The sequence below is a fragment of the Streptomyces sp. NPDC004126 genome (genome assembly GCF_050275515.1).
Classification (GTDB): Bacteria; Actinomycetota; Actinomycetes; order Streptomycetales; family Streptomycetaceae; genus Streptomyces.
The window spans coordinates 14,549-37,583 of sequence record NZ_JBNNPF010000060.1; the positions used below are offsets into that span (position 1 = coordinate 14,549).

The 23,035-nt window shown below is 75.7% G+C and carries 16 protein-coding genes; 7 read left to right on the forward strand and 9 right to left on the reverse strand.

Annotated elements, in window-relative coordinates; all coding sequences use genetic code 11:
* Window positions 1-68 precede the first annotated feature (68 nt).
* The 3 genes from ACQKM2_RS35060 (at window position 69) to ACQKM2_RS35070 (ending at window position 3,742) form a co-directional block, all read left to right on the forward strand.
* Entirely contained in the window at window positions 69-1,244 is a 1,176-nt protein-coding gene (locus tag ACQKM2_RS35060; RefSeq protein ID WP_427717011.1) for a UDP-N-acetylglucosamine--N-acetylmuramyl-(pentapeptide) pyrophosphoryl-undecaprenol N-acetylglucosamine transferase, read from the forward strand.
* 231 nt (window positions 1,245-1,475) lie between these two features.
* On the forward strand, window positions 1,476-2,519 hold the full coding sequence (locus ACQKM2_RS35065) for an alpha/beta hydrolase (protein ID WP_427717013.1): 1,044 nt from the start codon (window positions 1,476-1,478) through the stop codon (window positions 2,517-2,519).
* Window positions 2,516-3,742, forward strand: a complete 1,227-nt coding sequence (locus ACQKM2_RS35070) for an acyltransferase family protein (RefSeq protein WP_427717014.1) — start codon at window positions 2,516-2,518, stop codon at window positions 3,740-3,742. The genes ACQKM2_RS35065 and ACQKM2_RS35070 overlap by 4 nt, the downstream gene beginning before the upstream one ends.
* On the opposite strand, the gene ACQKM2_RS35075 is transcribed toward ACQKM2_RS35070, so the two are convergent.
* Window positions 3,739-4,404 carry a winged helix-turn-helix transcriptional regulator gene (locus ACQKM2_RS35075; RefSeq protein ID WP_427717016.1) on the reverse strand — a complete coding sequence of 222 codons (666 nt, stop codon included), beginning with the start codon at window positions 4,402-4,404 and terminating at the stop codon, window positions 3,739-3,741. The two genes, ACQKM2_RS35070 and ACQKM2_RS35075, sit on opposite strands and share 4 nt — an antisense overlap.
* Window positions 4,405-4,498: 94 nt before the next feature.
* Here ACQKM2_RS35075 and ACQKM2_RS35080 point away from each other — a divergent pair, with 94 nt between their 5' ends.
* The gene (locus ACQKM2_RS35080) at window positions 4,499-5,710 is read left to right on the forward strand and encodes a pyridoxal phosphate-dependent aminotransferase (protein WP_362471282.1); all 1,212 of its coding nucleotides are present in this window, start codon (window positions 4,499-4,501) and stop codon (window positions 5,708-5,710) included.
* A gap of 92 nt (window positions 5,711-5,802) precedes the next feature.
* Here the strand turns inward: ACQKM2_RS35080 and ACQKM2_RS35085 are convergent, their stop codons facing one another.
* The gene (locus ACQKM2_RS35085; protein WP_125819052.1) at window positions 5,803-6,225 is read right to left on the reverse strand and encodes a DUF350 domain-containing protein; all 423 of its coding nucleotides are present in this window, start codon (window positions 6,223-6,225) and stop codon (window positions 5,803-5,805) included.
* Between the two features lie 116 nt (window positions 6,226-6,341).
* On the opposite strand from ACQKM2_RS35085, the gene ACQKM2_RS35090 reads away from it, so the two are divergent.
* Window positions 6,342-8,240: a GNAT family N-acetyltransferase gene (locus ACQKM2_RS35090; RefSeq protein WP_427717018.1), complete on the forward strand. Its 1,899-nt coding sequence runs from the start codon at window positions 6,342-6,344 to the stop codon at window positions 8,238-8,240.
* On the opposite strand, the gene ACQKM2_RS35095 is transcribed toward ACQKM2_RS35090, so the two are convergent.
* On the reverse strand, window positions 8,195-10,210 hold the full coding sequence (locus ACQKM2_RS35095; protein WP_427717020.1) for an AMP-binding protein: 2,016 nt from the start codon (window positions 10,208-10,210) through the stop codon (window positions 8,195-8,197). The genes ACQKM2_RS35090 and ACQKM2_RS35095 overlap by 46 nt on opposite strands.
* Window positions 10,211-10,349: 139 nt before the next feature.
* Between ACQKM2_RS35095 and ACQKM2_RS35100 the strand changes: the two genes are divergently transcribed.
* Window positions 10,350-12,230, forward strand: coding sequence for an ABC transporter ATP-binding protein (locus tag ACQKM2_RS35100; protein WP_427717022.1), 1,881 nt, complete (start codon window positions 10,350-10,352; stop codon window positions 12,228-12,230).
* A gap of 18 nt (window positions 12,231-12,248) precedes the next feature.
* On the opposite strand, the gene ACQKM2_RS35105 is transcribed toward ACQKM2_RS35100, so the two are convergent.
* The 5 genes from ACQKM2_RS35105 to ACQKM2_RS35125 are packed head-to-tail and all read right to left on the reverse strand — an operon-like array spanning window position 12,249 to window position 16,968.
* The gene (locus ACQKM2_RS35105; protein WP_427717024.1) at window positions 12,249-13,814 is read right to left on the reverse strand and encodes an AAA family ATPase; all 1,566 of its coding nucleotides are present in this window, start codon (window positions 13,812-13,814) and stop codon (window positions 12,249-12,251) included.
* Between the two features lie 16 nt (window positions 13,815-13,830).
* Window positions 13,831-14,412, reverse strand: coding sequence for a hypothetical protein (locus ACQKM2_RS35110; protein WP_427717025.1), 582 nt, complete (start codon window positions 14,410-14,412; stop codon window positions 13,831-13,833).
* Window positions 14,413-14,414: 2 nt separating this feature from the next.
* On the reverse strand, window positions 14,415-14,693 hold the full coding sequence (locus ACQKM2_RS35115; RefSeq protein WP_427717027.1) for a hypothetical protein: 279 nt from the start codon (window positions 14,691-14,693) through the stop codon (window positions 14,415-14,417).
* Window positions 14,690-16,465 carry a hypothetical protein gene (locus ACQKM2_RS35120; protein ID WP_427717028.1) on the reverse strand — a complete coding sequence of 592 codons (1,776 nt, stop codon included), beginning with the start codon at window positions 16,463-16,465 and terminating at the stop codon, window positions 14,690-14,692. The genes ACQKM2_RS35115 and ACQKM2_RS35120 overlap by 4 nt, the downstream gene beginning before the upstream one ends.
* A complete protein-coding gene (locus ACQKM2_RS35125; RefSeq protein WP_427717030.1) occupies window positions 16,462-16,968 on the reverse strand; it encodes a hypothetical protein in 507 nt (168 codons plus the stop codon). Before ACQKM2_RS35125 ends, ACQKM2_RS35120 begins: the two co-directional genes overlap by 4 nt.
* Before the next feature lie 158 nt (window positions 16,969-17,126).
* On the opposite strand from ACQKM2_RS35125, the gene ACQKM2_RS35130 reads away from it, so the two are divergent.
* Window positions 17,127-19,025, forward strand: a complete 1,899-nt coding sequence (locus ACQKM2_RS35130) for a caspase family protein (protein WP_427717031.1) — start codon at window positions 17,127-17,129, stop codon at window positions 19,023-19,025.
* A 14-nt stretch (window positions 19,026-19,039) separates the two neighbouring features.
* Here ACQKM2_RS35130 and ACQKM2_RS35135 read toward each other — a convergent pair whose 3' ends face one another.
* Window positions 19,040-23,023: a CHAT domain-containing protein gene (locus tag ACQKM2_RS35135; RefSeq protein WP_427717033.1), complete on the reverse strand. Its 3,984-nt coding sequence runs from the start codon at window positions 23,021-23,023 to the stop codon at window positions 19,040-19,042.
* Window positions 23,024-23,035: the final 12 nt, after the last annotated feature.

Sequence of the window (23,035 nt, forward strand, 5' to 3'; positions counted from 1 at the left end):
GCCGGTCCGGTCGGCGTCGGGCCACCCGGCGCCGCGGCCCGCCCCGGCAGGGCGGTTAGGGTGGCCGGGTGAACCTTTCTTCCGCGCTTCCCCGTTCCTTCCGGCTGCTCGTCACTGGCGGGGGGACCGGTGGGCATACCTACCCCGCCCTGACCGCGATCCGTACCCTGCAGGGCCGTCTCGCGGCCGCCGGCGGCACCCTCGACGTGCTGTGGATCGGAACCGCCGACGGCCTGGAGGCCCGGGTCGCCCCCGCCGAGGGGATCGCGTTCAGGACCGTCGCCACCGGGAAGATCCGCCGTTCGGCGAACCCGCTGAAGATGCTGTCCGCGGCGAACATGAAGGACATGGCGAAGGTGCCGCTCGGCGTGGCCCAGGCCCGGACGATCGTGTCCGAGTTCGCCCCGGACGTGGTGCTCGCCACCGGCGGGTACGTCGCGGTGCCGGCCGGTCTGGCGGCCCGGATGTGCAAGCGCCCGCTGGTGCTGCACGAGCAGACCGTGCGCCTCGGGCTGGCCAACCGGAAGCTGGCCGGGTCGGCCACCCGCATCGCCGTGTCCTCGGAGTCCTCGCTGCCGCTGCTGCCGGCCGAGGTCCGCGAGCGCGCCGTCGTCACCGGCAACCCGGTCCGCCCGGAGGTGCTGTCCGGGCACCCCGACAAGGCCGTGCACGCGCTGAACCTCACCGGCTTCGACCGACGGCTGCCGACCGTCTACGTCACCGGCGGCGCGCAGGGCGCCCAGCAGATCAACGGCGTGGTGCGCGAGGTGCTGCCGTGGCTGCTCAGCCACGCGAACGTGATCCACCAGTGCGGCCCGGCCAACGTGGACGAGCTGCGCTTCGCGGCCGCCGGCCTGGACCCGGTCCTCCAGGGCCGCTACCACGTGACGGGCTTCGTCGGCCCGGAGCTGCCGGACGTCCTGGCGCTCGCCGACGTGGTGCTGTCCCGGTCCGGGGCGGGAACGCTGGCCGAGCTCACCGCGCTGGGCAAGCCGGCGGTGTTCGTCCCGCTGGCCACCTCGGCCGGCAACGAGCAGGCGCACAACGCCCAGCACCTGGCCGACGCGGGCGCCGCCGTCGCCCTGCTCGGCGAGGTCACCGCCCAGAGCCTCGCCGACGCGATCGGCCCGCTCCTCACCGACCCCGACCGCCGCGCCTACATGGCCGACCGCGCCCGCGCGTACGGCCGCCCGGACGCCGCGGACCGCCTGGTCGACGTCCTCCTGGAGGCGGCCGCCCGCTGACGGCCCCGCACCCCGTCCCCGAGGGGGCACCCGCAGCGCACCCGGCCGCGACACCGGCCCGGATGCGCCCGCGGGTGCCCCCTCGGCGCGTCCGGGTCTCCTCCACCCCCTACCGGGGTATGACATCCGGCTTGGCTCCACGGTCCGACGTGCGGGCGGGTACCTCCTTCCTACCTTCCTCCTCGTCAACGGCCCGGCACGGGGGCCGGTTCGAGGAGAGGGGGAAGGGGCATGCGCCGCTTCCGTAGGACGGTCGTCGCGGCGGTGCTGGCGGTGGCCGTCGTCGCCGGGACCGCCGGGTGGGCCGCCGGGGACAGCCTGGCGGCCGTGACCGGGCCGCCGCCCGGGAGTGCCGCCTGGCGGGCGGGGTCGGTCGGCGGGCGGGCGCTGCCCGATCCGGAGGCGGCCACCCCGTACGAGGTGGCGCGGTTCTTCGCCGCCCTGGACGGGGACGCGCGCCGGGAGCTGGTACGGGCCCACCCGCTCGTGGTCGGCAATCTGGACGGGGCGCCGCTCCCCCTGCGGTACGAGGCCAACCGGCTGGCCGTCCTCGCCACGGGCGAGGCGCGCTACGCCTCCCTCGCCGGGCCCGGCCGGCAGATCCTGGCCTTCGACCCGCGCGGGCGGGGGCAGGTCGCCGAGGTGTTCGGGGAGCTGGAGCGCGCGGCGCACGTCTCGGTGGTCGTACCGGGGTCGGACAACGACGCCGCCACGCACGACGCGGCACGGGCGCCGCACACCGGGCCGGCCGGGATGGCCCGCGCGCTGCGGGCGGCCGCCGGCGACGGGACCGCCGTCGTCGCGTGGACGGGGTACACCACCCCGGTGGGGGTGGGCCTGGACGCGGCGACCGGGCGGCTGGCCGAGGCGGGGGCGGTCCGGCTGGCCCGGTTCACCGCCGGGCTGGACGCGGTCGGGGCGCCCGACCCGGTGCTGTTCTGCCACAGCTACGGCTCCGTGGTCTGCGGCCTGGCGGCCCGTCACACGGACGCCACCGACGTGGTGGCCCTCGGCTCCCCCGGCATGCGGGCGGACACGGCCGCGGGCCTCGGCACCCGGGCCCGCGTGTGGGCGGCCCGGGGTCCCTCCGACTGGATCGCGGACGTGCCGAAGGTCGAGTTCGCGGGCCTCGGCCACGGCGCCGACCCGGCCTCCCCCGCCTTCGGCGCGCGCCGGGTGCCGGCCGGCGACGTCCGGGGCCACACCGGCTACTTCGTGCCCGGCACCCGGTCCCTGGCCGCGTTCGCCGCGATCGCGAAGGGGGACGTCCGATGAGCGCGGCGGCACTGCTGCGGGGCGCGGCGGAACGGATCGACCGGCGGACCCCGGCCCACCGGGACCGGGCTGTGGACGGCCTGCGGGCCCTGGCCCTGCTGGCGGTGCCCACGGGGCACTGGCTGCTCGGCGGTTTCACCCTCGACGCGGACGGCGGGCTGCACAACGCGAGCCCGCTGTCGGCCTTCGGGGCCCTCGCCCCGGCGAGTTGGGTGCTCCAGATGCTCGGCGTCTTCTTCCTGGTGGGCGGCTACGCGTCGGCGCTCTCCTTCGGCCGCCGCACCGGCTCGGCCGGGGCGTGGCTGAAGGGGCGGATGGTCCGGCTGGGGCGGCCGGTGCTCGGGGTGACGGCGGTGTGGGCGCTGGCCGCGCCCGTGCTGTACGCGGCGGGCGTGCCGGAGGCCACGTTGCGGACGGGGGCCACGCTGGTGGTGCAGCCCCTGTGGTTCGTCGGGGTGTACGCGGTGGTGACGGCCCTGACCCCGTACTGCGTGCGGGCGGCCGAACGGCTCGGCGGGTGGGCGGCCGCGCCGCTGCTCGGGTCGGTCGCGGTGGTGGACTTCCTGCGGTACGGGCCGCTGTCCGGGTCGGTGCCGTCCTGGCTGTCCGTGCTGAACGTGCTGCCGGGCTGGCTGTTCGCGTACCAGCTGGGCGTGGCGTGGGGCGGGCGGCGGATCGGGCGGCGCGGCGCGTGGCTGCTGCTGGCGGGCGGGACGGCGCTGTTCGCGCTGCTGCTGCTGGTCTTCCACTACCCGGCGTCGATGGTCGGGGTGCCGGGCGAGGCGCGGACCAACTCGCATCCGCCGTCGCTGCTGGTGCTGGCGCTGGCCTCGGCGCAGTCGGGGGCGGCGGTCCTGCTGCGGGACCGGCTGGCGGGGCTGCTGGCCCGGCCGGCGCTGTGGGCGCCGGTGGTGGTGGTCAACCTGTCCGCGATGACCATCCTGTGCTGGCACCAGACCGCGATGTTGGCGGCGGCCGTCCCCGGTGCGCTCGCGGGCGCCGTGCCCGGGCTGACGACGGCGCCCGACACCATCGGCTGGATCGCGGCGCGGGCGGCGTGGATGCCGGTGTTCGCGGTGCTGCTGGTCGCCATCGCCCGGTACGCCCGCCGGTTCGAGGCCGCCCCGGTCCCGGCCCGGGGCCGCCGGGCCCCTGCGGTGCGCCGTGCCGTGGCGGGCCTGCTGGCGGCGGGCTTCGCGGTGTTCGCGCTGGGGCTGGCCTAGGGGGTGTCCCCGCGGAGCGCGGCGGCCGCCGGGCCTTCGCCGTGCACCTGCAGGCGGCCGGCCCGGAGGGCCTGGGCCATGCCGAGCGCGCCCTCGCCGAGTTCCCGGCAGGTGTCGGCGTCGAGGACGAGGCGGGCGTCGGCCGCGTCGGCGGGCCCGTCGCCGTAGACGGGACCGCCGCTGCCGGCCGGGCCGTCGGCGCCGAGGCGGACGTGGAACACGCCCTCGTCGAGGACGACGTCGACCACGGCCGGAACTCCGGTCGGCGGGAGGCGGCGCAGCAGGGGGAGCGCGTACCAGTGGGCGCGCAGCGCGTCGGTGGGGCGGCGTTCGGCGAGGTCGGGGGCGCCCCATTCGGCGAGCGCGGTGAGCACGGGCAGCAGTCCGGCGCCGCGTGCGGTCAGCTCGTACACGGTCGCGGCCGCCGGCGGCGGGAGCTTGCGGCGGGTGGCCAGGCCCTGCGCCTCCATGTCCTTGAGCCGGCCGGCCAGTACGTCGGTGGAGACGCCGGGCAGGTCGGCGTGGAGGTCGGTGTACCGGCGGGGGCCGGCCAGCAGCTCCCTGACGATCAGCAGGGTCCAGCGGTCCCCGACGGCGTCCAGGGCGCGGGCCGAGGCGCAGTACTGGTCGTAGCTTCGACGGCGTGGCTGACGAGGTGACATGCAGCGCAGTCTAGACAACATGTTGGACTTTCCAAGCTCTCACTTGGTAAAACCAAGCAGGAAGTCCGCGGTACGGGAACAGGGAGGGCACGGCATGGAGTTCCGGCAGTCGAGCAAGCTCAGCGAGGTCTGCTACGAGATCCGGGGCCCGGTGATCGAACACGCCAACGCGCTGGAGGAGGCCGGCCACAGCGTGCTGCGCCTCAACACCGGCAACCCGGCCGCCTTCGGCTTCGAGGCGCCGGAGGAGATCGTCCAGGACATGATCCGGATGCTCCCCAAGGCCCACGGGTACACCGACGCGCGCGGCGTGCTCTCCGCCCGCCGGGCCGTGGTCCAGCGCTACCAGGCCATCGGCCTCACCGACGTGACCGTGGACGACGTCTTCCTCGGCAACGGCGTCTCCGAACTGGTCTCGATGGCCGTCCAGGCGCTGCTGGAGGACGGGGACGAGATCCTGATCCCCGCCCCGGACTTCCCGCTCTGGACCGCCGTCACCACCCTCGCGGGCGGCAAGGCCGTGCACTACGTCTGCGACGAGTCCGCCGACTGGTACCCGGACCTGGAGGACATGGCGTCCAAGATCACGGACCGCACCAAGGCCGTGGTCATCATCAACCCGAACAACCCCACGGGCGCCGTCTATCCCAGGGAGGTCCTGGAGGGCATCCTCGAACTCGCCCGCCGCCACGGGCTGATGGTCTTCGCCGACGAGATCTACGACCAGATCCTGTACGACGACGAGGTCCACCACAGCGCCGCCGTCCTCGCCCCCGACCTGGTCGTCCTCACCTTCTGCGGGCTGTCGAAGACGTACCGGGTGGCGGGGTTCCGGTCGGGCTGGCTGGTGGTGAGCGGCCCCCGGCAGCACGCGCGCAGCTACCTGGAGGGGCTGACCATGCTCGCCTCCATGCGGCTGTGCGCCAACGCCCCGGCGCAGTACGCCATCCAGGCCGCGCTCGGCGGACGCCAGTCCATCAAGGAGCTGACCGGCCCCGGCGGCCGCCTCCTCGAACAGCGCGACCGCGCCTGGGAGAAGCTGAACGAGATCCCCGGTGTGTCCTGCGTGAAACCGAAGGGCGCGCTGTACGCGTTCCCGCGCATCGACCCCAAGGTGCACCCGATCCACGACGACGAGCGGTTCGTGCTCGACCTGCTGCTGCGGGAGAAGATCCAGGTGGTCCAGGGCACGGGCTTCAACTGGCCGCGCCCCGACCACTTCCGGATCCTGACCCTGCCGTACGCCGACGACCTGGACGCGGCGATCAGCCGGATCGGCCGCTTCCTGAGCGGGTACCGGCAGTAGGACGCGGCGCACGGCGCGCCGGAACGACGAGAGCGCCGCTCCCGGTGGGGAGCGGCGCTCTCGTCGTGCGGTCCGGGCGCGCCCGGTGCCGGTCAGGCGATCGAGGCGGCCACGATGGCGGCGACCGCCAGGTTGCAGGAGGCGGTGACCCACACGGCCGGGTGCGGCTCGGGGTCGACGACGATGGCCCCGAGCTTGCCCGGGGTCACCAGGTCGAGCACCAGGAAGGCCACGGCCATCAGGACCAGGCCCAGCACGCCGAAGGCGGCGGTGGACAGCAGGCCCTTGCCGAAGTCCTCGTAGGTCGTCCAGATCGAGGTGAAGACGATGCCGCCGATGCCGAGGAGGGCCGAGCTGAGCAGGAGGGCCGCGTTGCGGTTGCGCTCCTCCCAGATCTGCTTCGGGAGCTTCCCGGGCGTCAGCACGTCCACCAGGACGATGCCGAGGATCAGCAGCACCAGACCGAGGGCACCGTAGGCGCTCGTACGGCCAAGTCCGTTGACGATGTCGCTCATTGAGAAGCCTGTCTCCGCGTGGGTGGGAAAGGATGGCCCGGAACGGGCCGGGTCGGCGCCGTGGGGAGGCCGAATCTATCGCACGGCCCCGCCCCGGGCCATGGGGAGGTCAGGAAATGGCAAAGGTCAGGGCCGCGCGGCCCGGCGAGGCGGAGGCACTGACGGCGCTGGTGATGCGGTCGAAGGCGTACTGGGGGTACGACGCCGCCTTCCTCGCGGCGTGCGCGCCGCAGCTGCGCGTACGGGAGGCGGAGCTGGCCGCCCGGCGGATCGCGGTGGCCGAAAACGCTCGCGGGGAACTGCTGGGCCTCGCCTCCCTGGACGACGTCCGGGACGGACCGGGAGACGGACCGGGAGACGGGCCGGGAGACGCGGGAGACGGGCCGGCCGCCCGGCTGGGGCTGCTCTTCGTGGAGCCCTCCGCCATCGGACTCGGCACCGGCCGGCTGCTGTACCGGGACGTGCTGCGCCGGGCCGCCGCCCTGGGCGTGCGCCGGCTGCTGGTCGACGCCGATCCGCACGCGGCCGGGTTCTACCGGGCGATGGGCGCCGTGGAGCGCCCCGGCGCGGCCCCGGAGGGCCTCGTGGGGTTCGAGGCCGCGCCGGCTCCGCTCGCCGGCTGGGCGCGGGCGTGGACGGGCGGGGTCCCGGCGGTGCACGTGGGCAACGTCGCCGAGTTCAACGCGCAGTTCGCCGACGCCTCCCTCGACCCCGGGCAGCGCGCCGCGCACGACTACGCCTGCCTCGCCGCCTTCTACAGCCCCCGCCCGGCGGCGCTGGTGCTGCCGCGCGCGGTGCCCCCCGGCTGGGTCGCCCTGGTCGGCCGGCAGCTGGGCTGGGACCCGGAGGTCGAGGTGTACGACGGGCTCGCGGAGCGGGGCCCCGGGCTGTCGGAGGCCGTGGCGGCCCGGCCGGCGCTGGCCCGGCGGCTGACGGAGGGCGGGCCGCCCCTCGTCCCGTGGGGGCTGACCGGGCCGTACGCCCGGCTCGCGGGCCTGCCGTGGCGGCCGGAGGGGCTGCGGTACGAGTCGAAGTCGGCCGCGCACGCCCTGTTCGGGCGGATCCTGGCGGGCGGGGGGCACCCGGGGATCACGCTGCCCGCGCAGTGGCGGGCGCGCACCCGGCGGGCGGCCGTCCGGCGGCTGGCGGCGCGGTCCCGGGCGGGCGAGAGCACCGTTCTCAAATCGGAGCACGGTGTCGGCGGTTCGGGCACCACGGTGGTCACCCCCGGGGAGGTGAAGGCGGCGGGCGGTGCCCGGGCCGTGCTGCGACGGCTGCCGCGCGGGCCGCTGCTGCTGGAGGAGTACGTGCACGGCCCGGCCGACGAGCGCCTGCCGCGGGACCTGACCTACGACGGGTTCGTGGACGGCGCGGGCCGGCCGCACGAGGTCGGTGCGGCGGTGATGGACGTGGCCGGCGGCGGCTACCGCGGCGCGACGGTCGGCCCCGGGGTGGTGCCCGACCGCCTGGCGGGGCCGCTGCTGGCGTTCGGGGCGGCGGTGGGCCGGGAGCTGGCCGCGGCCGGCCACCGGGGCTGGTTCGACGTGGACTTCGTCACCGACGCGGCGGGGCGGCTCGCGCCGACCGAGGCCAACCTGCGGCTGACCGGCCCGTCGGCGGCCTTCATGGTGGCGGCCCGGCTGGACGAGCTGCGGGGCGCGGGGCACCTCGTACGGATCGCGGACCGGGTGGAGCTGGGCGCGCGGCTGCCCGACGCGCAGGTGGAGGCGCTCTGCGCGGAGCTGGTGCGGGGCTGCGCCGCGCTCGGGGCGGTGTTCGTGCCGGCGATCCCGACGGGGGCGTTCGACCCGGAGCCGTGGCTGGGCGTGCTGGTGGCCGCGCGCGGTGCGCGGGCGCTGGACGCGGCCGAGGCTCTGGTGCGGGAGCGGGCCCGCGCGGCCGGCGACGACTTCGGGGCGGACTCCGGGGCGGACTTCGGCCCCGGCCCGGAGTCCGCCCCCGCCGGCGGTCAGTCGTCGAAGTCGAAGGGGCTGCGCGGCTTCCGGGTCGCGTAGACGGCCACGACGAGGGCCGCGATCATCAGCGGGACGTTGAAGGCGTACACCAGGGCGGCCTGGCGCGGCCAGTCCTGCTTGGCCGCCAGCCGGTAGAGGTTGTCCTGCGGCCACCAGGCGATCAGCAGGTACGCGATCGCCAGGTGGGCGGCGGTGGTGATGCCGCGCCCGCGCCGCTGGGCCAGCATCGGCCCGCGGCCGCTGAAGAGGAACGCCACCCCGGCCCCGAAGGCGAGGCTCTCGCACAGGTAGAGGATCCAGAAGAGCAGGGCCCACGGGTTCGGGACGCCGGTCAGGTCGGTGGAGCCGGGCCAGATGACGCCCGTGAACATCCGGGCGAGGAGGCCCAGCAGCGGGGCGCCGCAGCCGAGGGCGAAGGCGAGCGGCACGACCTCCTCGGTCCCGCCCGCCGCCCGTGCTCCCCCGTACTTGCCGCCTCCCCGGCCCCCGGGCACGGGCGCCAGGAGCAGCGGCGGCTGCGGCACCTGGGTCCGGTCCTCGCGGCCGGCGCGGGTGCGCGGCAGGGCGCGCACCCGGACCACCGCGCGCGGGACCGATCCGGCGGGCACCTTTCCCGACAGGTGCTCCCTGAGCCGGGCGGTGTCCGGCAGGACCTCGGCCGGGAGGCCGTGCGGCGGGGACAGGTACGCGACGAGCCGGTGCCCGCCCCCGGTGACGGCGACGCGGGCGACCAGGGCGGTGCCCACGGAGGCGTGCGCGCGGATCTCGGACTCCAGCGGGTGGGGGTCGAGCCGGGTGCCGTCCGCGGCCTCGATCCGGTCGGCGGCCCTGCCGCCGAACTCCAGGAGCCCGTCCGGGCGCAGCGCCCCGAGGTCGCCGGTGGCTATCGTCTCCCCGCCGCCGGGCGGGTCCACGGCGAGCTGCCCGTCGAGGACCCGGACCCGGCAGCCGGGGAAGGGGGTGCCGAGCAGGGAGATCCGCTCGGGCCCGTCCAGCGGGCGGGGCAGCTGCGGCAGTTCGAACCAGGCGCCGGTGCCGGCGGCCTCGGTGAGGGCGTAGACGTTGAGGACGCGGGCTCCGGGGCGCAGCCGGTCCTGGAGGGCGCTGTGCTCGTCGAGGTAGAGGCGGTCGCCGCTGACGGCGAGCAGCCTCAGCGACCGGAGTTCGGCGTCCGGCTCCCGGCGGAACGGGACGGCGGCGGGTGTCGGGGGCTCCTGTGCGAACAGCAGGTCCACCGCACCGGCCGGGTCGGTGTGGACCACGCTGACCTCCGCCTTCCGGACGGCGCGGCGGACCTGTCCGGGCAGCCAGGCGGCGCTCTCGGGCAGGACGAGGGCGCCTCCGGAGCACAGGGCCCGGGTCCAGCCGGCGGCGAAGGGCGTGGTGTCGGGTCCGGCGGTGAACAGGTGCCGGTCGCCGGGGGTGAGCCGGGCCACCTCCGCCCAGGCTTCGTGGGCGGCGAGGAGCAGCGCGGGGCCGGCGGGGACGGGGCGCGGGGCGGCGGCTCCGGTGAACAGCACGGCCGCGCCGCCGTGGCCGGGGGCGGGCGGGAGCGGGTGCGGCGGGGCGGTGCCGTCGGCGCCTTCGCCGGGGTGCAGGACCCGCAGCCCCTTGCCCGCGTCGAGGCGGGCCGCGTCGGCGGGGCCGGCGATCAGCAGGTCCGGTGCGAGGGCGGCGAGCTGGCGCCTGCCGCCGCGCGGGTCGGCGACGTCGAGGACCGCGTAGGTCCCGCCGGCCTTGAGCACGGCGAGCAGGGCCGTGACGAGCTCGCGCTGCCGGGGCAGGGCGAGGGCGACGAGGCCGTTCGCGGGCAGGTCCGCGCCGGTCAGGTGCCGGGCCAGCCGGTCGGACTCCGCGTCGAGCACGGAGTAGGGGACGGTTTCGTCCCCGGTGATGAGCGCGGGTGCCCGCGGGGTCCGCCGGGCCCATGTGCCGAAGCGGTGCAGTACGGTGTCGGCGCCCTGGCGGGCGGGGTCGTCCGGCTGTGATGACTGCGGTGACTGCGTCATTCCCCGATGATGCCACCGGGCGCCGACAGGGCCTGGCGGCGGCGAAGTTCCTTTGGCAAAACGTGAGTTGACCACACCTCGGGGTGAGTGCGGACGGATCCGTTGACCTGAAGTCCGGTTGAGGTCCTAGCGTGGGGGCATGGACATGGAAGTCACCGCCTGGCATTCGCTGCACAGTGCGATCAACGCCCAGCAGGACCGCCGCCCGCTCTCCCGGGCGGGCCTGCGCCGGATCGCCGCGTTCGCCCGCCCGCACCGGCGCGGGCTGACCCTCTTCCTGCTGCTGAGCGTGGTGGGCGCACTGCTGGCGGTGGCCACTCCCCTGCTGGCCAGCCGGATCGTGGACACCATCGTCGGGCACGGGGCCGAGGGCGAGGTGGTCCGCCTGGCGCTGCTGATCGCGGTGATCGCGGTGGCCGAGGCGGGGCTGGGCCTGCTGACGCGCAAGCTGTCGGCCACCCTCGGCGAGGGGCTGATCCTGGACCTGCGCCGGGCGGTCTTCGACCACGTCCAGCGGATGCCGGTGGCCTTCTTCACCCGGACGCGGACGGGTGCGCTGGTCAGCCGGCTCAACAACGACGTGATCGGCGCCCAGCGGGCCTTCAGCAACACCCTCTCCGGGGTGGTCTCCAACATCGTGACGCTGCTGCTGACGCTGGGCGTGATGCTCACCATCTCCTGGCAGATCACCCTGCTGGCGCTGGTGCTGCTGCCGGTGTTCGTGCTGCCGGCCCGGCGGATGGGCGCGCGGATGGCCGGGATGCAGCGGGAGGCGTCGGCGCTGAACGCGGCGATGGGCACGCAGATGACGGAACGGTTCTCCGCGCCGGGCGCGACCCTGGTGAAGCTGTTCGGACGGCCCTCGGACGAGTCCGCCGAGTTCGCGGCCCGCGCGGCCCGGGTCCGCGACATCGGGATCCGTACGGCGATGGCCCAGTCGGCGTTCATCACCGCCCTGACCCTGGTCTCCGCGCTGGCCCTGGCCCTGGTGTACGGGCTGGGCGGGTACTTCGCGCTGCGCGGCACCCTGGAGGCCGGGTCCGTGGTCGCCCTCGCCCTGCTCCTGACCCGGCTCTACGCCCCGCTGACCGCGCTCGCCGGGGCCCGGGTCGAGGTGATGAGCGCCATGGTCAGCTTCGAGCGGGTCTTCGAGATCCTCGACCTGGAGCCGCTGATCGCCCAGAAGCCGGACGCCGTCCGGGTGCCCGACGGCCCGGTGTCGGTGGAGTTCGACCGGGTCTCCTTCGGCTACCCCTCCCCCGACAAGGTGTCCCTGGCCTCCCTGGAGGAGGTGGCCGTGCTCGACGCCCGGGGCGGCACCCGGGTCCTCCACGACGTGTCCTTCCGCGCGGAGCCCGGCCAGATGATCGCCCTCGTCGGCTCCTCGGGCGCCGGCAAGTCGACCATCGCCCAGCTGCTGCCCCGGCTGTACGACGCCGACGCGGGCGCGGTCCGCCTCGGCGGGGTCGACGTGCGGGACCTCACCGCCGACTCCATCCGCGACACCCTCGGCATGGTCACCCAGGACGGCCACCTCTTCCACGAGTCGGTACGGGCCAACCTGCTGCTGGCCCGGCCGGGGGCGGGCGAGGACGAGCTGTGGGAGGCCCTGCGCCGCTCCCGCCTGGACACCCTGGTCACCGCCCTCCCGGACGGCCTGGACACCGTCGTCGGCGAGCGCGGCTACCGGCTGTCGGGCGGGGAGCGCCAGCGGCTGACCATCGCCCGGCTGCTGCTGGCCCGGCAGCGGGTGGTGATCCTCGACGAGGCCACCGCCCACCTGGACTCCACCTCGGAGGCGGCCGTGCAGGAGGCGCTGGCCGAGGCCCTGTCGGGCCGCACGGCCGTGGTGATCGCGCACCGGCTGTCGACGGTCCAGGCCGCCGATCTGATCCTGGTGGTGGAGGACGGCCGGATCGTCGAACGCGGTACGCACCCCGAGCTGCTGGCGGCGGACGGCCGGTACGCCGAGCTGTACCGGACCCAGTTCGCGACGCGCGGCGCGCCCGCCGCCGGGTAAGGCGGCGGCGGGGGCCGGTCAGTCGTCCAGGAACACGATGCGGCGGCCCTGCCCGGCGGAGCCCGGGGTGGTGGTGGCGGCGAAGCGCCCGGCGGGGACGGCGCGTTCGCGGCCCCAGGCCCGGATCTCCTCGATCTGCTCCGGGTTGTTGCGGCTGAGCGGGACCGTGTTGGAGAAGGTGTCCGCCACGAAGTCGGGGCGCATCTGCGCGGTGCCGCCGCCCAGGTAGGCCTCGGCGCCGACGTCGTGCAGGGCGGCCTCGATGTCCGAGCCGGCGAAGCCGTCGGAGAGGTCCACGAGCCGGGCGAGTTCCTCGGGGGCCGGTTCGGCCCTCAGGTAGCGGCGGTAGTAGATCCCGATGATCTCCTCCCGGTCCCGGGCGTCGGGCAGGTCCACGAAGAACAGTTCGTCGAAGCGGCCCTTGCGCAGCAGCTCGGGCGGCAGGCTGCGGACGTCGTTGGCGGTGGCCACGACGAAGGCGCGGGACTGCGACTCCTGGAGCCAGAACAGGAACTGGCCGATGACGCGCGCCGGCACCCCGGTGCCGTCGTTCACTCCGGCCAGCCCCTTCTCGATCTCGTCGATCCACAGTACGCAGGGCGCGACCCGGTCGGCGGTCTCCAGCGCCTCCCGGAAGCGGCCCTCGGACTCGCCGAGGTACTTGCCGTGGATGGAGCCCATGTCCAGCCGGTACAGCGGCAGCTGCCACTGGGCGGCGATGGCCTTCGCGGACAGCGACTTGCCGCAGCCCGGTACGCCCACCAGCAGCACCCCGCGCGGCGGCCGCAGGTCGGTGGCGCGCAGGTCGGCCTGGAGGAGGCGGCCGCGCCGGTCCAGCCAGTCGCGGAGGTTGCTCAGGCCGCCGACCGCGTAGTCGGAGGCCTTCAGGGGCACCTTCTCCAGCCCGGTCAGGTCGCTGAAGATGCGGTCCTTGGACTGGGCGAGGAGCATCACGTCGCCGGCCTCCACGGAGCCCTTGGCGGCAATGGTCGCCATCAGGTTGACGGCCTCCCCCTCGGTGACCCCGACGAGGAACCCGGCGGCGCGCCGGATGTCCGGCTCCTCCCAGGCGATGGGGATGTGGCCCCGGTGGTCGTCCAGGAAGGCGGACAGCGTCGCGTACATCTCGTCGGCGTCGGGCAGGTCGAGCTGGAAGCTCATCCCCAGCCGCTGGAGGCCGCCCCACACCGGGCTGTCGGTGATCAGGATGACGCTGCCCATGTTCGTGTCGGCGAGCCGGGCCAGTTCGGCGACGTGCCGGGCCAGCGAGGTGTCCGCGTCCAGGCCGTCGGGTTCGACGAGGACCAGGGTGGCGTTGGGCCGGGAGGTGAACTGGGAGGCCGCGTAGTCCATGGCCCCGGTGAGGGAGCGGTCGTCCAGCACGGCCGTGTTGGTGCGCAGGTCCCGCAGTCCGGTGGCCCGGGTGTAGATCCAGAAGGGCATGTTGCCGCGCCGGGCGTGGCCGGCGGCGGTGCGCACGAGGCGCAGCGCGCGCTGCTGCTCGATGGTGCGCAGGCAGATGACCGGCACCCGGGCGGAGATGTAGCTGTCGAGGTCGCGCCGGCATTCGGCGTAGGTGGGCATCGGTGGCGGTCTCCGGTCAGTCGGTGATGATGCGGCGGCGGGCGGGCGCCGCCGGGTCGTACGACCAGCCGTCGCCCGGCGCCCGGTCCGCGGCGGGAGCTCCGGCGGGGCCGGGGGCGGTCAGCGGGTTCTCGCGCAGGGTGCGGCGGCGGGCCTCGATCAGGCGCGGGTCGGCGCCGCCCCGCAGGGCGCCGTCCAGGGAGGCCTCCAGCTGCCGCTGGAACCCGGCGATGTGGCCCTCGGCGAGCTGCCCCAGCTGCTCGCGCAGGTCCTGCGGCAGGGCGGGGTGCGCGGTGAGCGCGCGGACCGCGTCGAGGCCGGTGCGGGCCTGCGCGAGGGCGCGGCCGGCGTCGAACTCGTCGCCGGCGGCCTCCAGGGCGGCGGTCAGGGCGGCCGCCCAGCCGCGCAGGCGCCGGTCCAGGGCGTCGGTGAGCTGCCCGGAGAAACGGGCCCAGGTCTCGGGGTGGAAGTCCTCCGGGCGCAGCACGGGCAGCCCGGCGGCGGCCTCGGCGGTGGCGGCGCCGCCGTGGGCCGCCCAGTCGCGCAGGAACCGCGTCCAGGTCTGGTAGGCGCCGCCGTGGCCCCACATTCCGTCCATGGTCAGGGCTGCTCCCGCCGGCTGCCCGGGCGGCGGACGAGCTGTTCGCCGGGCGGGAGCGGGGACCAGTCGGGCAGTCCCTGCACGAGCCGGCGCAGCCGGGCGGTGGTGCGCTCCTCGGCGGGGTCGGTGCCGGCCGCCCACAGCCGTCGCCGCACTCCGGCGGTGGCCTCGGCGGCGGCCGCTGCGGCCGCTTCGCCGGCGGCTTCGGGCGGGGGTGCGGCGGAGGCTTCGGGCCGCGGGGCGGCGTTCTCCCGGTCTCCGGGGTCGGGGGTGCTCATGCGGGGTCGCCTCCGGGGGTGACGGTGCGGCCGGTGAAGGGGGAGTTGCCCTCGGTGGCGGTGGCCAGGGACGCGATCAGCTCCCGCACCGGTACCTCGACCGCGTCGGCGTCCTGGTAGGCCTGGTTCCACGCGGACAGTTCGGCACGGGTGGCCACCAGTTGGCGCAGGCTCTCGGCCCTGGCGTCGGCGAGGAACCGCTGCGCGTCCTCCTGGACGCGGCGGCACTGGCCGGCCTGGTTGCGGATGACCAGCCAGGCGATGCCGCCGACGAGCAGCCCGCACATGACGGCCCCGGCCGGACCGCCCGCGCTGCCGACGACCACGGCGACCAGGAGCGCGATCACGGCGATCGTCACCGGCTGGGCGTACTTGTAGCCGAGGCCCGCGATGAAGGGGGCGGTGTGCCGGTCCCAGTGGTCGGCGAGGCCCTGCTGCAGTTCCGCGAGCGGGCTGAGGAAGGAGCCCTGCCACGGCGGCAGGTGGAACTGCTGCCCGGCCGCCAGCGGGTACGCGGCCCCGAAGCGGATCTCCACGTCCTGGGGTACGGCCGCCCGGTAGTCCCGGCAGAAGCCCTGGTGGGCGTGGTGGAACCAGTCCCGGCAGGCGGCGACGGCGAGCCGTCGGGTGGCCTGGGAGGTGCCGATGGCGGCCGGGTTGAGGGCGGCGGAGCTCTGGACGGTGAGGTAGTCGAGGGATTCGTCGTACGAGGAGGAGTCGGCGTCGGTGGCCGTCCGGGCGCGGGCGGTGTCCCCGTCGTGGGCGATCACCGCCTGCTGGTAGGCGAGGTCGCGGCGCAGCGGCAGTTCCTCGTTGTCGTACTCGGAGACGAGCCGGTCGAGGATGTCGTCGACGGCGTCCTCCAGGCGCTGCGAGGGGGCGGGTTCGGTGTTCATGACCGCCGTGTACTTGTCGAGGATCGCCTGCTGCCCCCGGGCGGCGGAGAGCACCCCGCCCAGCTGCGGCCACTGCGGGGACAGCGCGTGCAGGAAGGGGAACTCGGTGCCGGGCACGGGCGGGCACAGGGCACGCAGTTCGGCTCCCCAGCGCTCGATCTGGACGTCCTGGGCGGCGGTGTCCGCGCCGAGCAGCTCCTGCCAGTCCTCCAGCGCCTCGCGCAGCATGGTGCGGCCGACCGGGCCGAAGGCGCCCTGCGCCACGGATTCCAGGATGACGGCGAACTCGCGGCCGAGGGCGCGCGGGTCCTGGGCCAGCAGGTAGTGGCGCAGCCAGCGCGCGGACTCGGCGTGGCGGGCCTGGCGGCGCAGGACGAGGGCGAAGAACAGCGAGGTGCGGTCCGGGGAGCGGCGGAAGGCCTCCTGCACGGCCCGTTCGCACAGGGCCGGGTCGTCGGCGGACCAGGCGGTGAGCGCGACCAGCGCGGGCGCGAGCCAGTAGCGGGGGGTCTGGAGCATCAGCTCGTCGCCGACGGTGCGGACGACGTCCTCGGAGACGAGGCCGAGGTCGAAGGCCTGGAGCATGCCGACGGCGGTGCGCCGGACCACCTTGTGGTGGCCGAAGTCGTGGTCGAGCTGGTCCTGGAGGACGCCGACGCGGGTCTCGGCGCGCTGGAGCGCGGCGACGACCCGGGCCTGGGCGGCGAAGGCGAGGAACTCCTGGCGCAGCTGCTGGAGTTCGCCGCGGGCCTGGTTCTGCTGGGCTTCGACGTACTTGACCTGGGCGCCGACCTGGACGACCTGTTCGGAGACCCCGTGGACGAGCCTGTCGAGCGCGGCGAGCTTGACGTACAGGCCGGCGTCGACGGCGCTCATGCCGCACCTCCCGCGTGCGTGCCCGTGGGTCTGACGACGCAGCCGCCTGCCAGGACGGGCAGCACCAGCCCGTCGGAGTACACCTCCACGTACGCGTAGCCCGGGTTGCGCACCAGCATCCGGGCCCCGCCGTAGGGGTCGGGGAGGGTGTCGCGGGGCGTGTAGTGCGTGACGATCGCGCCGAAGAGGTCGAGGACGTGGTCCACGTAGGGCGGGCCGAGGTGGCAGCGGGCGAGGAACCCGACGGGCGCGCCCGGGTGTTCGCTCTCGTAGTGGTCCCGGATCCAGTCGGCCAGCCGCCGCCGGGCCGCGTCGTCGAGTCCGGCGTCGAAGCCGGAGACGGCTTCGAGCAGTTCCCGGGAGCGGTCCTTCAGCCGGTCGGCGACCGGGCCCGGCACACGGCCGCCCCCGGCGGCCGCGGGCGCCGGTTCCAGGCCCGTGCCCGTCGCCCGCGGGTCCTGGGCGGGTCCGACGATCCTGCGCGGGCGCTCGATGTACCCCATGGCCTCCCCCGATTTCATGAGTGGAGCACGCAGATTAGTGACGATCAGTCAATCGTGCGACCACAAAAGGGATTCGAGCCATAGCAGACCGGCAACCGCCCCCGATACGACCGGATTCCGGCCAGTGCCCGCCCGGCGCGGCGGACCACACTGGGCCCATGAAGACGGTGTACGCCCTGCTGGTGGGCATCAACGAGTACCGCGCCGGGATGCGCGCCGATCTGCGCGGCTGTCTGAACGACGTGGCCGCGGCCCGCGCCGCGCTGGAGGCGGTCGCCCCGGGCCGGATCCGGGCCCGCGTGCTCACGGACGGCGCGGCCACGGCCGCCGCCGTGGAGGAGGGGATCCTCGGCCACCTCGGGCAGGCCGGTCCCGGGGACACCGCGCTGCTGTGGTTCTCCGGGCACGGGACGGAGTACCCGGCGGTCACCCCCGACGAACTGCTGATCGAGCCGACCGGCTGGTGCCAGGCGCTGGTCTGCGCGGACGGGCCGCTGCCGGACAAGCGGCTGGGCGCGCTGCTGGCCGGGGCGGCGGCGGGCCGGGCCCGGGTGGTGGCGGTGCTGGACTGCTGCTTCTCGGGCGGGGCCAGCCGGGAGGGATGGGCATCGCGCATGCTGCCGCCGCTGGAGTCGTGGCGGCCGTCGCCGTCCGTCGGCTCGCGGGACCTGACCGGGCCGGACCGGCAGTCGGCGCACGTACTGCTGGCGGCGAGCCGCAGCGGCCAGCCCGCGTTCGAACGGCCCGTGGAGGGCCCCGACGGGCCGGTCGTGCAGGGCGTGTTCTCGTACGCCCTGACCCGCGCGCTGCGGGCCGCGCCCTGGGCCACCCTCCGGGAGCTGCTCGCGGAGGCGGAGGCGCAGGTGCGGCGGCTGGTGGCCGGGCAGCAGCCGGTGCTGTTCCCGGCCGAGCCGGGCGGGCCCGCGGACCGGCCGCTGGTGGGCAGCGAGTACCGGGGGCTCGGCCCGGACCCGACGCTCCAGGGGCTCGACCCGGACCCGACGCGCCAGGGTCCCAGCCCCTACCTGCTGCGGGAGGGCCCGGAGGGCTGGGAGGTGGACTGCGGGCGGGTGCACGGCCTCACCGGCGGCGCCGGTACGGAGTTCACTGCGGCGGGCGGCGGTCTCGTACGGGCCGTCGCGGTGCGGGCGGACCGGACGCTGGTCGAGCCCGAGGGATGGGCGCCGGATCAGGGGTCGGTGCACGCGGTGTCCCTGTCGGCGCTGGCCATGCCCCCGGCCGCGGTGGTCCTCGACGGGGCGGACGTCCCGCTGCCCGCCTCCCCGCTGCTGCGCGAGGTGGCGGCCGGTTCGGCGGAGGAGGCCTCGGCCGGCCTGCTGCTGCGGGTGGAGGTGCGCGGGGAGCGGGCGCGGGTGCTGCGCCGCGACGGGTCCCCGTACGTGGCGCCGCTGCCGCTGGCCACGGAGGCGGACGCGGTACGGCTCGGGGACTGCCTGACCCGGCTGGTGCACTGGCACCGGATCCGCGACCTCGGCTCAGGGCTGTCCCCGCTGAGCGGGCACGTCAAGGTGGAGGTGCTGCCCGGCGAGACCGGCGACGGCGAGCCCCTGCTGCCCGACGCCAACGGAGAGGTCGTCCTCGCCTACGCCGGCACCCGCGAGCCCCGGGTCACCGTACGGCTGCGCAACACCGGCCCCCGGCCGCTGTGGTGCGTACTCGTCAACCTGGACGACCGCTTCGGCGCGAGCACCTCCCTGTTCCCGGGCGAGTTCATCGGACCCGGCATGACCGGACACGCCCTCGACGGGCAGTCGCTGCGGCTGGTGCTGCCCGCCTCCCGGCCGGTGCGCCCGGGCGCCTCCGCACGGGACTGGCTGACGCTGGTGGTGGCCGAGGCGGAGCTGAACACGGTGCCGTTCCACCTGAGCCGCTGGGAGCCGGACGCCGTACGTACCGGCACGCCCCGGCGGGCACCGGCCGACGGGCTGCTGCGGCTGGCCCTTCCCCGGGGGGACCGGGACCTGCTGCCGGCCGACCCTTACGGCCCCGGCCGGTGGGCGGCGACCACCCTGGCGCTGCGCACGGTGGTTCCGTAGCGGGCCCGGCTCCTTCACTGCCCGAGGTGGGTGAAGCCGGCCCAGGAGCTGAGGTCGTCCGGGTCGAGGTGCCGCAGCCGGGCGGCGAGGGCGGGCGGCAGCCCGTCGGGGACGGCCCGGTCCGGGTCCAGCATCCACAGCTGGGCCCGCCGCAACGCCCTTGCGGGCGGCTCCTGTTCGCGGCGCAGGTAGTGGTGGGTCAGGAACATCAGCACGGAGGTCGCGTCGTCCGGGACCGGCCACAGCGAGCCGATGACCGACCGGCTGCCGGCCACGAGGAAGGCGGAGGACAGGCTGTAGGCCTCGTTGAGGCCGCGCCCGGACACCTGGCTGCGGCAGGCGGCGAGCACGACGAGCCCGAGCGGCCCGTGGGCGGCGCCGGCCAGCTCCTCGGCGGTGAGGACGCCGCCCTTGAGGGCGAGGTAGGAGCTGCGGGGCCCGTTCTCCTCGACCGTTCCGTGGCAGGCGAGGTGCAGGACGGCGCCGCCGTCAGCGCGTTCGCGCAGCCAGCGGGCGACCTCCTCGGGCGTGCCGTCGCCGGAGCGCAGGCCCAGGCGGTCGCCGCCGGGGTAGAAGGCGCGCAGGACGGCATCGGCCTCCTCCCCCGCGTACGGCAGGTCGCCGGTGGGGTCCCCGACGACCAGCGCGGTACCGGTGTGCGGGAGGGCCGGGCGGGCCGCGACCTCGCAGAGCAGGCGGGCGGAGGCCGCGTAGGAGATCTCCGCGTCCTGGAGGGCGTACCGGCGGCCCGTGCTCCCGTCGGCGAAGGCCGCGTGCCAGGGGACGAGGCCGAGGGCGCCCATGGGTACGAGGACAAGCCTGGGCACCCGGCCCGGCCGGTCGGGGACGTGGAACGTGCCGAGCAGCGGGCGCAGCGCTGCCCGCCAGGCCCAGGAGCACAGCCGGTCCAGCCGCTCGCGCAGCGGCGGGACCGGGGCGGGGCGGTTGAGGCCGTGGCCCGGGACGGGTTCGATGTCCCGGGTTGCCGCGGCCCCGCCGGGCCGGTACCCGCGCAGCTGGTCCGCGTCCGCCCGCAGGCCGGGCAGGGGTATCTCGTGGACGTCGCCGCGGTTGGTGACGACGACGGCGGTGCCGGGGCAGTCGGCGGTGGCGGCCACCAGGTAGACGAGGGCGTCCTTGTCCTGGGCGCGCAGGGCGGCGCCGATCTCCTCGGGGGCGGGCGGGTCGAGCAGCCGGACGCGGGCTTCGGTGAGGGCGAGCACGACCCGGCGGCGCAGGTCGCCGGGCGCGGAGTCGGGGTCTGCCTCGGCGCCGGAGGCGCGCCACTCGGCGGCGAGGGCGTCCTGTCCGGCGGCGGTGAGGAGGTCGGGGACGGAACGGCTGGTGGTGGCGGCGTGCAGGACGAGGCCGCGGCAGGCGTCGAGGGCCTGGAGGGCGTCCTGCGGGGCCCGGTCGGCGACGCACCAGCCGAGGACCTCCTCGGAGAGCCCCGTGGCCAGCCGGGCGGCCTCGGCGGCGTCCTGGGTGCCGGACTGGAACAGTGCCGAGCAGACGAAGCCGCGCATGGCCTCCAGGCCCAGCCGGCGGCCTCGTTCGCGGTCCCGGCGGGCGGTGCTGCCGCGGACGCGGTAGGCGCGGCCGAGGGGGTTGACGGTGAGCGCCCACAGCCGGTGCTCGGGCCCGCCCATGGCGTCGGCGGCGCCTTCGAGGAGGGTGATGGCCCGCTCCAGGTCCCGGGCGCGCTGCGGGGAGCGCGGGTTCTCGTCGTCCCTCACCAGGATGCCGTACGTGTTCCCCGCGTCCGAGGTGAGGCGGATCCAGCTCTCACCGCCCGGCTCGGCGAGGCCGATGGCCTCCTCGGTCAGTGCCAGGGTCTCCCGGACTCGGGGCACGTCGGACGCGTACAGGGCGTCGCGGCGCCAGGCGAGGGCGAAGGCCCCGATCACGTCGGCCCGGTGCAGGCGCGGGAGCCGGGCCGCCCTGCGGCGCAGTTCCGCGGCGGTGGGACGCACGGCGGGTGGCGGAGTCGGGGGCGCTCCCAGGCGCTGTGCCAGGTCCTCCCGCGCCATCCGGGCCGTTTCCAGCAGGCCGACGGCCTCGATCCAGGAGGAGGCCTCGGTGTCCCATTCCGCGACGGCCCGGGTGGCCTCGGCGACCTGCCGGTCGGCCTCCGGCAGGTCGCCGCGTCTGGCTGCCTGGATCGCCCGGGGAGCCGCCTGCTGGACGCGCGCCTGGAGGTCCATCTTGGCGGACGCGCCGAGGGCGTCGCACAGCCGCTGCCATTCCTCCCCGTCGACCGCGGAGCCGCTGGTGATGCCGCGCAGCTGGGCGAGCATCGCCGAGGCCATGGTGGAGCCGTAGCTGACCCAGGGGCTGTCGTTGCCGGCCCGGACCGCCTCCTCGAAGTGCTCCAGCGCCCGGGCCAGCCGGTCGGGCTCCATCCGCGCCGTGCCCATGGCGAGGGAGAAGTGGGCGAGGACCGCGTGGCCGTGGCCGCGCCACTCGGGGTCCTGGTCCGCGTGGGCGAGGACGGTCCGGGTCAGTTCCTCCTCGCGTTCACGGCCGAAGCGTTCGCCGTCGGGGTCCAGCAGGGGCAGGAGGGCGAAGAGGTGGGCCGTCCGCTCGGCCCGTTCGAGTCCCGGCTCCATGGACCGCAGCTGCTCGAACAGTTCCGACACACGGCGTTCCCAGCTGCCCTTGGCCGGCGAGTCCTCGGCGTTGAAGACCTCGTCGAAGCTGAAGTCGAGGGAGGTCTCGGCCTCGCGCAGGCGCTGCTGGAAGTCCCGGTAGATCCGGAAGACCTCCTCGATCGGCACGGTCTGCTGCTGGTCCGGCCCGAGCCGGCTCTGGGCCTCGGAGACGAGCATGAGCAGCAGGTCGCGTGCGTCGACGGGCAGCCCGTCGCCCTCCAGCGCCAGCAGCGCCGCCCGCTCGATGCTCTTCAGGCGTTCCGGGTCCTGGTCGGTCTCGTAGCGCAGGTGCTGCCCCGTGGCCAGGGCCAGCGCGGCGAGGGTGACCTCCCCCCGGGCCGGCTCCCACCGGTCCACGGCCCGGGTGAGCAGGCCGATGGCCCGGTCGATCGCCGGTACGTCGAGCCGCAGCTGGGCCCGGGTGCCGATGAAGCGGCCGAACACGTCGAGGTAGTACCAGGGCAGGGCGTCCATGTCGGCGCCGGTGACGAGCAGCCCGTTCAGGTCCGCCTCGGCGCGGTCGGTCTCCGCCTCGTCGGACCAGTAGTTGCCGATCATCGCGCGGGCCAGGGCCAGCTTCATCCGGGCGTCGCGTTCCCACGAGGGGTGCGGGCCCGCCTCGTCCATGGCGCGCAGGATCTCGTCCCGGCCCTCCTCCAGCAGGGCGCGGTCGGCGGCGTGGTAGCCCTGGAAGACCAGTGACACGGCGCGTGACAGGCGCACGAGGGGCAGGTCGCGGTCCGGGTCTGCGGCGGCCAGGACCTGGCCGTAGCGGTCGGCGGAGCGGGCGTGCGAGGCGGTGTCGCCGGTGCGCAGGCCGTGGTGCTGCCAGAGGTAGCCGAGGGCCTCCAGGAGGTCGGCGTCCTGGCCGTCGGTGTCGTCGAGGGCCTCCTGGCCCCGGCGCAGGGCCTCGTCGAGGAGGCCGGGGTCTTCGTCGCCGGCCAGGACGCGGTGTTTGGTGAGGTAGGCGAGGATCCAGCGGGCCTGCACGGCGCGCGGTGACGACCGCTGGGCGTCGGGGAGTTCGGCCAGTGCCCGTTCGAGCATGGCCCGGATCTCGGCCGCCGGCTCCGGGGCGGGCTGTTCGTCGTACCGCAGGCCGAGGAGGTGTCCGTACATGATGCGCCGGACCGGCCAGGCGGGGCCTTCGGCCGGGGCGCGGAAGGCGTGGGCGAAGGCCTCGGCGGCGAGGTCGCGGTCCTCGGGGTCGTCGTGCGCCTCCCACAGCCGGTAGCTCATCTCCGCGGCCCGGCCGCACAGTTCGCGGGCTTCGGCGCTGCCCGCGCGGACGGCGGCGAGTGCCGTCATGGCCTCGTCGCGGGCGGTTCTCAGCTCGGCGGTGTCCACGGGGTGTCTCCA

Excerpts from the sequence above, each read along its gene's own strand:
- ACQKM2_RS35110 (WP_427717025.1), bottom strand. The coding sequence starts at position 14,412 with ATGGACGGAATGTGGGGCCACGGCGGCGCCTACCAGACCTGGACGCGG.
- ACQKM2_RS35070 (WP_427717014.1), top strand. The coding sequence starts at position 2,516 with ATGAGCGCGGCGGCACTGCTGCGGGGCGCGGCGGAACGGATCGACCGG.
- ACQKM2_RS35090 (WP_427717018.1), top strand. The coding sequence starts at position 6,342 with ATGGCAAAGGTCAGGGCCGCGCGGCCCGGCGAGGCGGAGGCACTGACG.
- ACQKM2_RS35120 (WP_427717028.1), bottom strand. The coding sequence starts at position 16,465 with ATGAGCGCCGTCGACGCCGGCCTGTACGTCAAGCTCGCCGCGCTCGAC.
- ACQKM2_RS35080 (WP_362471282.1), top strand. The coding sequence starts at position 4,499 with ATGGAGTTCCGGCAGTCGAGCAAGCTCAGCGAGGTCTGCTACGAGATC.
- ACQKM2_RS35105 (WP_427717024.1), bottom strand. The coding sequence starts at position 13,814 with ATGCCCACCTACGCCGAATGCCGGCGCGACCTCGACAGCTACATCTCC.
- ACQKM2_RS35095 (WP_427717020.1), bottom strand. The coding sequence starts at position 10,210 with ATGACGCAGTCACCGCAGTCATCACAGCCGGACGACCCCGCCCGCCAG.
- ACQKM2_RS35075 (WP_427717016.1), bottom strand. The coding sequence starts at position 4,404 with ATGTCACCTCGTCAGCCACGCCGTCGAAGCTACGACCAGTACTGCGCC.
- ACQKM2_RS35100 (WP_427717022.1), top strand. The coding sequence starts at position 10,350 with ATGGACATGGAAGTCACCGCCTGGCATTCGCTGCACAGTGCGATCAAC.
- ACQKM2_RS35065 (WP_427717013.1), top strand. The coding sequence starts at position 1,476 with ATGCGCCGCTTCCGTAGGACGGTCGTCGCGGCGGTGCTGGCGGTGGCC.
- ACQKM2_RS35130 (WP_427717031.1), top strand. The coding sequence starts at position 17,127 with ATGAAGACGGTGTACGCCCTGCTGGTGGGCATCAACGAGTACCGCGCC.
- ACQKM2_RS35125 (WP_427717030.1), bottom strand. The coding sequence starts at position 16,968 with ATGGGGTACATCGAGCGCCCGCGCAGGATCGTCGGACCCGCCCAGGAC.
- ACQKM2_RS35115 (WP_427717027.1), bottom strand. The coding sequence starts at position 14,693 with ATGAGCACCCCCGACCCCGGAGACCGGGAGAACGCCGCCCCGCGGCCC.
- ACQKM2_RS35085 (WP_125819052.1), bottom strand. The coding sequence starts at position 6,225 with ATGAGCGACATCGTCAACGGACTTGGCCGTACGAGCGCCTACGGTGCC.